Origin of the sequence: Pseudomonas sp. SIMBA_068 (assembly GCF_046534705.1) — a bacterium.
Taxonomy (GTDB): Bacteria; Pseudomonadota; Gammaproteobacteria; order Pseudomonadales; family Pseudomonadaceae; genus Aquipseudomonas; species Aquipseudomonas putida.
Genome location: NZ_JAWRYI010001834.1, coordinates 1 through 230, shown reverse-complemented (window position 1 = coordinate 230; position 230 = coordinate 1). Strand labels below are relative to the sequence as shown.

Genomic DNA, 230 nt, shown 5'->3' with positions numbered 1-230 from the left:
ATCTGCTTGTACGGCACAGTGGTCACGTCACCGGCGGCGAACACGCCCGGCAGTGAGGTTTCGCCACGGGCATCGACGATGATCTCGCCACGCGGTGTCAGTTCCACGGTGCCTTTGAGCCAGTCGGTGTTCGGCAGCAAGCCGATCTGCACAAAGATACCTTCCAGGTCGATGGTCTTGAACTCACCGCTGTCGCGATCCTTGTACGCAAGGCCGGTCACTTTCTGGCC

Annotated in this window: 1 protein-coding gene; it reads right to left on the bottom strand. The window is 60.4% G+C overall.

Annotated elements, in window-relative coordinates:
- Nucleotides 1-230: FAD-dependent oxidoreductase (locus SB756_RS36100; protein ID WP_410914053.1), on the bottom strand; the 230-nt coding region annotated here is incomplete at both ends.